The organism is Streptomyces viridosporus (assembly GCF_002078235.1).
In the GTDB taxonomy this organism is placed as follows: domain Bacteria; phylum Actinomycetota; class Actinomycetes; order Streptomycetales; family Streptomycetaceae; genus Streptomyces; species Streptomyces viridosporus.
This window is the reverse complement of sequence record NZ_MSGP01000370.1, coordinates 1-10,364: the sequence shown is the minus strand read 5'-3', so window position 1 is coordinate 10,364 and position 10,364 is coordinate 1. Positions and strand designations below refer to the sequence as shown.

7 protein-coding genes and 1 pseudogene are annotated in these 10,364 nt (G+C 71.1%); 3 read left to right on the top strand and 5 right to left on the bottom strand.

Translation table 11 applies throughout. The features are described from left to right. Nucleotides 1-871: carbohydrate kinase family protein (locus tag B7L92_RS25680; RefSeq protein WP_081239772.1), on the top strand; the 871-nt coding region annotated here is incomplete at its 5' end. Between the two features lie 112 nt (nt 872-983). Here the strand turns inward: B7L92_RS25680 and uvrA are convergent. Beyond that, nucleotides 984-4,010 (bottom strand): excinuclease ABC subunit UvrA, encoded by a 3,027-nt coding sequence (gene uvrA, locus B7L92_RS25675; protein WP_081239771.1) that lies wholly within the window; start codon nt 4,008-4,010, stop codon nt 984-986. Between the two features lie 223 nt (nt 4,011-4,233). Here uvrA and B7L92_RS25670 point away from each other — a divergent pair, with 223 nt between their 5' ends. Next, nucleotides 4,234-4,923, top strand: coding sequence for a maleylpyruvate isomerase family mycothiol-dependent enzyme (locus tag B7L92_RS25670; protein ID WP_081239770.1), 690 nt, complete (start codon nt 4,234-4,236; stop codon nt 4,921-4,923). A gap of 69 nt (nt 4,924-4,992) precedes the next feature. Next, the gene (locus tag B7L92_RS25665; protein WP_081239769.1) at nt 4,993-5,649 is read left to right on the top strand and encodes an MBL fold metallo-hydrolase; all 657 of its coding nucleotides are present in this window, start codon (nt 4,993-4,995) and stop codon (nt 5,647-5,649) included. 10 nt (nt 5,650-5,659) lie between these two features. Here B7L92_RS25665 and aroQ read toward each other — a convergent pair whose 3' ends face one another. From aroQ to B7L92_RS25645, 4 genes and pseudogenes are all read right to left on the bottom strand, one after another. Then, the gene (gene aroQ, locus B7L92_RS25660) at nt 5,660-6,133 is read right to left on the bottom strand and encodes a type II 3-dehydroquinate dehydratase (RefSeq protein ID WP_004989525.1); all 474 of its coding nucleotides are present in this window, start codon (nt 6,131-6,133) and stop codon (nt 5,660-5,662) included. Nucleotides 6,134-6,428: 295 nt separating this feature from the next. Beyond that, entirely contained in the window at nt 6,429-7,541 is a 1,113-nt protein-coding gene (locus B7L92_RS25655; RefSeq protein WP_081239768.1) for a calcium:cation antiporter, read from the bottom strand. Nucleotides 7,542-7,898: 357 nt separating this feature from the next. Further along, on the bottom strand, nt 7,899-8,909 hold the full coding sequence (locus B7L92_RS25650) for a TerC family protein (RefSeq protein WP_081239767.1): 1,011 nt from the start codon (nt 8,907-8,909) through the stop codon (nt 7,899-7,901). A 289-nt stretch (nt 8,910-9,198) separates the two neighbouring features. Then, nucleotides 9,199-10,364, bottom strand: a pseudogene (locus tag B7L92_RS25645) (TerD family protein); the annotation flags it as partial.

Here is a 10,364-nt window from a genome sequence, read left to right as displayed (position 1 = left end):
ACCGCAGCGCGCCGGCGCGCTCGCGGCGCTGACGCCGGCCCTCGGCGGCGGCCCCTTCAACACGGCCGTGGCGCTCGGGCGCCTCGGCTCCCCCGCCGCCTTCTGCTCCCGGGTGTCCCGCGACGCCTTCGGCGAGGCGCTGCTGGACCGGCTGCGGGAGACCGGGGTGGACGTGTCGTCGGTGCAGCGCGGGGACGAGCCGACGACGCTCGCCGTCGCCACGGTCGGCGCGGACGGCTCGGCGGCGTACACCTTCTACGTGGAGGGGACCGCGGACCGGCTGTTCACGGCGCCCCGGGCGTTGCCGGCCGGCACCCGTGCGGTGTCCTTCGGGACCTGTTCGCTCGTCCTCGAACCGGGCGCGAGCGCCTACGAGGAACTGCTGCGCACCGCGTCCGCCCGGGGTGTGTTCACCGCGCTGGACCCCAACGTCCGTCCGGGACTCATCCCCGACCCCGACGCCTACCGGGCCCGGTTCGAGAGCTGGCTGCCGTCGGTGTCGCTGCTGAAGCTGTCCGCGGAGGACGCCGAGTGGCTCGGCGGGTCCCCCCGGACATGGTCGGCCGCCGGTCCGGCGGCGGTCGTGGTCACCCGGGGCGGCGACGGGCTGACCGTGTTCACCCGCGGGGGCGGCGAGTACTCCGTACCGGGCGAGCGGGTCGAGGTGGTGGACACCATCGGCGCCGGTGACACGGTGAACGCGGCCCTGCTGCACGGCCTCGCGGCCCGGGACGCGCTCAGTGACACGGGCGTGGCCGCTCTGGACGCCGACGACTGGGCGGGGCTGCTCGGCTTCGCGGCGCGCGCGGCGGCGGTCACCTGCTCACGCGCGGGCGCGGAGCCCCCGTACGCCCACGAGCTGGCCGGCTGAACCGCCGCGGCGGGACCGGCCGGCCCCGTGCCCGCCGTGGGAGCCGTACCGCACGTCGTGTCCCCACGGGCAGTCCCGTGGGGACACGACGGCGTGCGGGAGTCCGGCCGGGTCAGTCCTCGGCCGTCCGCGTCGTCTTCTTCTTCGCGGCGGCCGTCGCCCTGCCGCTCCCGGCCGTCTTCCCGGTGGCGGTGCCGTCGACCGCCTTGGTGGCGGTCCTCCGGGTGGTGGACCGGGCGGCGACCGTCTTCTTCGCCGCCTTGCGCGGGGCCGGCACCTGGGTGGCGTCGCTGATCCGCTCCGGGCCCAGGATCTCCCGCAGGAACTTGCCGGTGTGGCTGGTCGAAACGCTCGCGACCTGTTCGGGCGTGCCCTCCGCGACGACCAGGCCGCCGCCGGAACCGCCTTCGGGTCCCATGTCGACGACCCAGTCGGCGGTCTTGATCACGTCGAGGTTGTGCTCGATGACGATGACCGTGTTGCCCTTGTCGACCAGGCCCGACAGGACCTTCAGCAGCTTGCTGATGTCCTCGAAGTGCAGTCCGGTGGTCGGCTCGTCCAGGACGTAGACCGTGCGGCCGGTGGAGCGCTTCTGCAGCTCGCTGGCGAGCTTCACGCGCTGCGCCTCACCGCCGGACAGGGTGGTCGCGGACTGGCCGAGCCGGACGTAGCCGAGCCCGACGTCGTTGAGCGTCCTCAGGTGACGGGAGATCGCCGGGACGGCCTCGAAGAAGTGCAGGGCCTCCTCGATCGGCATGTTCAGCACGTCGGCGATGGACTTGCCCTTGTAGTGGACCTCCAGGGTCTCCCGGTTGTAGCGGGCGCCGTGGCAGACCTCGCACGGGACGTACACGTCCGGGAGGAAGTTCATCTCGATCTTGATGGTGCCGTCGCCCGAGCAGTTCTCGCAGCGTCCGCCCTTGACGTTGAAGGAGAAGCGGCCGGGCATGTACCCGCGGACCTTCGCCTCGGTGGTCTCGGCGAACAGCTTGCGGACGTGGTCGAAGACACCGGTGTACGTGGCCGGGTTGGAGCGCGGGGTGCGGCCGATGGGCGACTGGTCGACGTGGACGACCTTGTCGACGAGGTCGTCGCCGTCCACGCGCGTGTGCCGGCCGGGGACGCTGCGGGCACCGTTCAGCTCGCGGGCCAGGTGGGTGTACAGGATGTCGTTGACCAGCGTGGACTTGCCGGAGCCGGAGACGCCGGTGACCGCGGTGAACACGCCCAGCGGGAAGGACACGTCGATGTCCTGGAGGTTGTTCTCGCGGGCGCCGTGCACCGTGAGCCGGCGCGACGGGTCGTGCGGGCGGCGGTCGTCGGGCAGCGGGATGGACTTCCTGCCGGACAGGTACTGGCCGGTCTGCGACTCGGTGTTGGCGAGCAGTTCCTTGTAGGAGCCGCTGTGCACGACCTTGCCGCCGTGCTCGCCGGCGCCGGGGCCGATGTCGACGACCCAGTCGGCGGTCTTGATGGTGTCCTCGTCGTGCTCGACGACGATGAGCGTGTTGCCCATGTCGCGCAGCCGGACCAGGGTCTCGATCAGCCGGTGGTTGTCCCGCTGGTGCAGGCCGATGGACGGCTCGTCGAGGACGTAGAGCACGCCGACGAGTCCGGAGCCGATCTGGGTGGCCAGGCGGATGCGCTGGGCCTCGCCGCCGGAGAGCGTGCCCGCCGCGCGGTTGAGCGAGAGGTAGTCCAGGCCGACGTCGACCAGGAAGCGCAGCCGCTCGTTGACCTCCTTGAGCACGCGCTCGGCGATCTTCTTGTCGCGGGCGGTGAGCTTGAGCTCGCCCAGGAAGTCCGCGCAGTCGCTGATGGACATCGCGGAGACCTCGGCGATGGACCTGCCCATGACCGTGACGGCGAGGACGACCGGCTTGAGGCGGGTGCCCTCGCAGGCGGGGCAGGGCACCTCGCGCATGTACCCCTCGAAGCGCTCGCGGCTGGCGTCGCTCTCGGCCTCGCTGTGCCGGCGCTTGACGAAGGGGACGGCGCCCTCGAAGGCCGTGGTGTACCGGCGCTCGCGGCCGTAGCGGTTGCGGTAGCGGACCTCGACCTGGGTCTTGTGGCCGTACAGCAGCGCCTTCCTGGCGCGCTGCGGCAGGCCCCCGAAGGGGATGTCCGTGCGGAAGCCCAGCGCGTCCGCGAGGGCACCGATCAGGCGGTCGAAGTAGTCCTTGGTGTGGCCGTGCGACCAGGGGTGGATGGCGCCCTCGTCGAGGCTCTTGTCCGGGTCGGGGACGATCAGCTCGGGATCGACCTCCATCCGCGTGCCGATGCCGGTGCACTCGGGGCAGGCGCCGAAGGGCGAGTTGAAGGAGAAGGAGCGGGGCTCCAGCTCCTCGAAGGACAGGTCGTCGTACGGGCAGTACAGGTGCTCGGAGTACATGCGCTCGCGCTCGGGGTCGTCCTCGGGGAGGTCGACGAAGTCGAGCACGACCATGCCGCCGGACAGACCGAGGGCGGTCTCCACGGAGTCGGTGAGGCGGCGCTTGGCGCCGTCCTTCACCGTGAGGCGGTCGACGACCACCTCGATGGTGTGCTTCTCCTGCTTCTTCAGCGTGGGCGGGTTGGAGAGCTGGACGGTCTCGCCGTCCACCCGTGCGCGGGAGTAGCCCTTGGTCTGGAGGTCGGCGAAGAGGTCGACGAACTCCCCCTTGCGCTCGCGCACCAGCGGGGAGAGCACCTGGAAGCGGCTGCCCTCCGGCAGCTCCAGGACCCTGTCGACGATGGCCTGCGGCGACTGGCGGGAGATCGGCCGGCCGCACTCGGGGCAGTGCGGCTTGCCGATGCGCGCGAAGAGCAGACGCAGGTAGTCGTAGACCTCGGTGATGGTGCCGACCGTGGAGCGCGGGTTGCGCGAGGTCGACTTCTGGTCGATGGAGACCGCCGGGGACAGGCCCTCGATGAAGTCGACGTCCGGCTTGTCCATCTGGCCGAGGAACTGCCGGGCGTACGAGGAGAGGGACTCCACGTAGCGCCGCTGCCCCTCGGCGAAGATCGTGTCGAACGCGAGCGAGGACTTGCCCGACCCCGACAGGCCCGTGAAGACGATGAGCGAGTCGCGCGGGAGGTCGAGCGAGACGTTCTTGAGGTTGTGCTCGCGCGCTCCACGGACGATGAGACGGTCGGCCACGCCGGTCCGCACCTTTCTTGAGAGAAGTGACAGGGGCGGGGCCCCCGTGCTTTTTCAGACTAGGGGGAGCCACTGACAACGCCGGTCGGGTTCACAGATTGAGAACACATCCCGGCCTTCCAGCATGCCCGACGCCACCCACGACCCTATAGCACGTGCATTCGATTTACGGCGCTGCTTCGCCCCCTTCACCCGAAGGTGTGGCGCGGCTAGGGTCGGCGCCATGAACGATCACGCTCATGACCTGGCGTCTGTGCAGGCCGCGACCGAGCGGCTGCTCACCGCGGTCGACGCACTGGACAACGCGGCTGTGACCCAGTCGTCACGGCTGCCCGGCTGGACCCGCGGTCACGTGCTGGCCCACCTGGCCCGCAACGCGGACGCCCTGGTGAACGTCCTCGAGGGGCGCCCCATGTACGTCTCCGGCGAGGCCCGGGAGGCCGACATCGAGCAGGGTGCCCCGCGTCCCCTCGACGCGCACCTCGCCGATGTGCGGGAGAGCGCGGAGCGCTTCCGGGCGGTGTGTGCCGCACCCGCGGACTGGTCGCGCACGGTGGAACTGCGCAACGGGGTCACGGACCGGGCGGCCGGGGTGCTGTTCCGGCGCTGGGCCGAGGTGGAGCTGCACCACGTGGACCTCGGCATCGGCCGTGAACTGGAGGACCTGCCGGAGGAGTTCACGGAACGGGAGATCGACTTCCTGGCGCAGCGGTTCACCGGGCACCGGGACGTGCCCGCGACGGCCCTGACCGCCGACGACGGCCGTTCCTGGAGCACCGGGGGCGGGGCCGGGGGCGGCCCGGTCGTGGTCGAGGGCGCGGCCGCCGACCTGCTCGGCTGGCTCGCCGGGCGCCGTGACGGCTCCGGGCTGAGGGTGAAGGGCGGCGCGCTTCCGGCGCTCCCGCCGCTGTAACGGGGACGGCGACGCTCCCCCGCCGCACCGGGGACGACCGCGCGGGGTTGCCGCTATAGGCTGACGGCCATGACGTACAGCGGTCGGGTGACGGTCGGCGGTCCGGCCGACGTGCACGAACTCAAGGACCTGATGATCACCAAGGTCGCGGTCGGTCCCATGAACAACAACGCCTATCTGCTGCGGTGCCGGGCCACCGACGAGCAGTTGCTGATCGACGCGGCCGCCGACGCCCACACCCTGCTGGGCACGGTCGGTGACGACGGCCTCGCGTCCGTCGTCACCACCCACCGGCACGGCGACCACTGGCAGGCGCTGGCCGAGGTGGTGGCCGCCACCGGCGCCCGCACCCACGCCGGCCGGTACGACGCCGAGGGCATCCCGGTGCCGACCGACGTCCTGGTGGACGACGGCGACACCCTCCGCGTGGGGCGGGTGGAACTCACCGCCCGCCACCTGGTCGGCCACACGCCCGGATCGATCGCCCTGGTCTACGACGATCCGCACGGGCATCCGCACGTGTTCACCGGGGACTGCCTGTTCCCGGGCGGTGTGGGCAACACCCGCAAGGACCCGGAGGCGTTCGCCAGCCTGATCCGCGACGTCGAGACCAAGATCTTCGACGTGCTCCCCGACGAGACCTGGGTCTACCCCGGCCACGGCAACGACACCACGCTGGGCGCGGAGCGCCCGCACCTGCCGGAGTGGCACGCGCGCGGGTGGTGAGCGGGTGGGCTCACGCCCCGGCCGCTCCCGCGCCGGCCAGGGCCGCGATCCGCTCCACCGCGAACACGTACCCCTGCACCCCGCATCCCGCGATGACGCCGTCGGCGCGCAGGGAGACGTAGGAGTGGTGCCGGAAGGACTCGCGCCGGTGGATGTTGGAGATGTGGACCTCCACCACGGGCAGGCCGTCACAGGCGTTGAGGGCGTCCAGGATCGCGACGGAGGTGTGCGAGTACGCGCCGGGGTTGATGACGATCCCGCAGTGGTTCAGCCGCGCCTCGTGGATCCAGTCCACCAGCCGGCCCTCGTGATTGGACTGCCGCAGGTCCACCGTGCCGTTGTGGGCGGCCGCCGCCTTGGCGCACATCGCCTCCACGTCGGCGAGCGTGTCGGAGCCGTAGATCTCCGGCTGGCGCTGTCCGAGCAGGTTCAGGTTGGGGCCGTTGAGGATCATGATCGGGGCGGTGGCCAGATTGCGGGGCACGGTTCCTCCGGTCCGTTCGGGGGTGGGGGCGGTCCCCGCCGGGACCGCTGCTGGACCCCGGTCTATCACGGTGCGCCGGACGGCTGCCCGGCCCCGGCCTCGCACCCTGCGGAACATGCGTGGGCCTCGGGCCCACCGATCCGCGGCCGGTGATCTTGCGGCGGCCCGGTCCGGGTGGACGGCCCCGCCCGGCACATCACCGTCACCAGCCGGAGCGTCACGTACGGAAACCGCCCGGTCCCCGGGCGAGCCGCCGTGTGCGGTTCGTCCGGGGACCGGCGGGGCGCCTTCCGCGCTACGGGTTGATCGCCAGCTCCAGATAGGCCGCGAGCAGCACCAGGTGCACCCCGCCCTGGAGCGGTGTGGCCCGTCCGGGGACCACGGTCAGCGCGCTCACCAGCACGGTCAGGAGGAGCAGCACCATGTGGGTGCTGCCCAGGCCGAGGATGAGCGGGCCGGTGAGCCAGAGGGAGGCCAGCGCCACCGCGGGAATGGTCAGACCAATGCTCGCCATCGCCGAGCCGAGCGCGAGGTTCATGCTGATCTGGACCTGGTCGCGCCGCGCGGCGCGCACCGCGGCGATGGTCTCGGGGAGGAGCACCAGCAGGGCGATGATCACACCGACGATGGCGTGGGGCAGACCGGCCGTGTCCACCGCGGACTCGATGGCGGGCGAGACTCCTTTGGCGAGGCCGACCACACCGATCAGAGCCAGGCCCAGCAGCCCCAGGCTGATCAGCGCGGTGCGCGCGGACGGCGCTTCGGCGTGCTCCTCGACGGGCCCCTCGGAGGTGTCCTCCTTCTCCTGCCGGGGGACGGGCAGGAAGTAGTCGCGGTGCCGCACGGTCTGGGTCGCCACGAACAAGCCGTAGAGGACCAGGGAGATCACCGCCGCGAACGTGAGCTGCACGGAGGAGAACTCCGGGCCCGGCTTGCTCGTGGTGAACGTCGGCAGCACGAGGCTGAGGGTCGCCAGCGTCGCGACCGTGGCGAGGGCCGAACCGCTCCCCTCCGAGTTGAAGACGGCGGTGCCGTGGCGCAGCGAGCCGACCAGGAGGCTCAGTCCGAGGATGCCGTTGCAGGTGATCATCACGGCCGCGAACACGGTGTCCCTGGCGAGCGTCGCGCTCTTGTCCCCGCCGTCCATCATGAGGGTCACGATCAGCGCCACCTCGATGACGGTGACGGCGACCGCGAGGACCAGGGAGCCGAAGGGTTCACCGACCCGGTGGGCGACCACTTCCGCGTGGTGCACGGCCGCCAGCACGGCCCCCGCGAGGACCAGGGTGGCCACCGCGACGATCCCTCCGGGCAGCTCGCGTCCCCAGGTGAAGACCAGCAGGATCACCGCGAGCGGCGGCACCAGGGTCGTCCACTGGGTCGCGAATGGCCTCATCCGAGCGATCACGGAGCGACCGCCCCGGCCTCCAGCGGGCGGCGCACCGTGCCGGAGACTCCTTTGGACCACCGGTGGACCGGGGCGGGTGTCATGGCTGTCACCACCGCACGGGGTATCCGTGCGCTCCGCCGTCCTGATCGCCTCGGGGTCATCATGGTCACGTATGGCCTCCTCGTACGAGTTTGTCGCGATGGGCGCCGACCGTTCGGCGCGGATGTAGGCATGTTTCGGTGGCGTGTTCGTGCAACGACACGCCACCGAAACATGCGGACAGCGGGAATGAGGGACTGCTATGCGCTCTCTCCGTTCCCGGTATGGGCGGTTGTTCCGTCCCGGTATGGGCGGTTGTTCCGTGCGGAGGACGGATCAGGCGTCGACCTCGTCCTTCACGGTGCCGTCTCCCCGGCCTTCCCGCTCCTCTGCGGCTTCGGCCTCCGCCAGCTTGCGGGAGGCCCGCAGGCTGGTGATCGTGGTGACGACCAGGACCCCGCAGATCACGCCCAGCGAGACCGGAATGCTGATCTCGGGAACGTGTACCCCCGACTCGTGCAGGGCGTGCAGCACCAGCTTCACGCCGATGAAGCCGAGGATGATCGACAGACCGTAGGAGAGGTGGACCAGCTTCTTCAGGAGGCCGCCGATGAGGAAGTACAGCTGCCTCAGGCCCATCAGGGCGAACGCGTTCGCGGTGAACACGATGTACGGGTCCTGGGTCAGGCCGAAGATCGCGGGGATCGAGTCGAGCGCGAACAGGACGTCGGTGGTACCGATGGCGAGCATCACGACCAGCATCGGGGTCATGACCCGCTTGCCGTTCTGCTCGATCCACAGTTTGGTGCCGTGGTACCGGTCGGCCACGCCGAAGCGGCGCTCGGCGGCCTTGAGGAGCTTGTTCTCCTCGAACTCCTCTTCCTCCTCGTCGGCCCGGGCCTCCTGGATGAGCTTCCAGGCGGTCCAGATCAGGAAGGCCCCGAAGATGTAGAACACCCACGAGAAGCTGGCGATGATCGCGGCGCCCGCGGCGATGAAGACGGCGCGCAGCACCAGGGCGATGAGGACACCGACCAGCAGGACCCGCTGCTGGTACTGCGACGGCACCGCGAACTTCGCCATGATCAGGACGAAGACGAAGAGGTTGTCGACGCTCAGCGACTTCTCGGTGATGAAGCCGGCGAAGAACTCACCGGCGGGTTGGCCGCCGCCGAAGACCAGCAGACCGAGCCCGAAGAGCACGGCCAGGGCGATCCAGACGATCGTCCAGATACCGGCTTCCTTGACGGACACGTCATGCGGTTTGCGGCCGATGAAGAAGTCGACCGAGATCAGGGCGGCGAGGCCCACGATCGTCAGGACCCACAGGGTCATGGAAACATCCACTGCGCCTCCGGCAGATACGTCACACGGCAAAAGTCAGCGTCGTCGCTGCCGGAGGTCTCTTCCACCCGGACCCGGGCGCTGGACAGCGCCGGACAGGCCCATGGGCCGACGCCCCGGGATCTGGCCTGATCCGTATTGACGGGGTCGCCGCACAGACGGGGAGTACTCCCCTCCGTACGAGAAACAGTACCCCCATCACCAAGTGATGGTAAAGAGCTAGATAAACGACGGTATAGAGGCGCAGGTCACAGTTGCTTTGCCGAGGGCCCGGCGCAGGGACGCGGGGCCCTCACCGGTTCCACGAGCGGCGGGCGGCGGCGACCTGGGTGAGCACCTGGTGGAGGACCTGGCTGCCGGGCGGCACCAGCGGGGGCTCGTACGTCCAGGCGTGTCCGACCCACGGGTCGGCCAGGTGGTCGCCGGCCACCGGGGTCAGCCGCAGCAGCGAACGCCACAGCGGATCGAGCAGCGGGCCGTAGCCGGCGGACTCCTCGCGGTCGGCGACCATCATCAGGTGCACGCCGACGGACGGGCCCTCGTCGGCGAGGTAGCGCAGCTGGTTGACGGCCCGGTCGTCGAAGCCGTGCGGGAAGTCGTTGACGACCAGCAGCTGCTGGGAGGTGTCGAAGCCGGGGGGCAGCGCGTCCGGCGCGCCCCCGCGCAGTGCCATCTGCACCAGGTCGACCCGCTGGGTGAGCCGGCCCAGGACGTCCGCCACCCCCGCGGCGCCCGGGGCCGGCGGGGCCGCGAGCACACCGCTCCGCGTCAGCGGCGCCAGCGCCTGCGCGCCGGATCCGGCGGGGTCGATGACGTGCACGGTGAACTCACCGGCCGGGTAGACGGCGAGCAGCCGGGCCGCGTGGGCCACCGCCGTCTCCACGGCGAGGTGCCGCATGTCGTGGGAGTCGGTGAACGATCCGTCGAGCGAGCCGGTCCGTCCGCTGTCGATCCACAGCCCGCGCTCCAGCGGCAGCCGGAGCAGCATCGGGATGCGGAGCCGGCCGGCCTCGGGAAGGCTGAGGTCGCCCAGGCGCAGCGCCATGGGTATCTCCATGGGCACCCGGTAGGCGTGCCAGACGGGGTTGTCCCAGCGCGCGAAGGCCGGGGGCAGTGCGGGTTCGACGACCTCGGCCTCGGCGACGAGCTGGGCGAGGTCCCGGTCGAGGACCTCCCGCGCCTGGTCGACGAGCCGGCCGTGCCGGGCGTGGGCCGCCTCGCGCGCGGCGTCGCCCTGGCCGCCGATCCGGCTGCGCGGGTCGGACAGGGCCTGCTCGAGCTCCTTGTCCATGCGCGACTCGGCGAAGTCGACGGCGCTGCGGTAGGCGGCGGTGGTGCGGGCCAGGTCCTCGAACATGCCCCAGACCTGGTTGTAGAGCCGCTCCTCCATGGACCAGCCGGTGGCGTCCCCCGCGACGGGCCGCGCGGGCTGCCCGGGCGGCCCGTCGCGGGGGACGC

Excerpts from the sequence above, each read along its gene's own strand:
- B7L92_RS25670 (WP_081239770.1), top strand. The coding sequence starts at position 4,234 with ATGAACGATCACGCTCATGACCTGGCGTCTGTGCAGGCCGCGACCGAG.
- B7L92_RS25665 (WP_081239769.1), top strand. The coding sequence starts at position 4,993 with ATGACGTACAGCGGTCGGGTGACGGTCGGCGGTCCGGCCGACGTGCAC.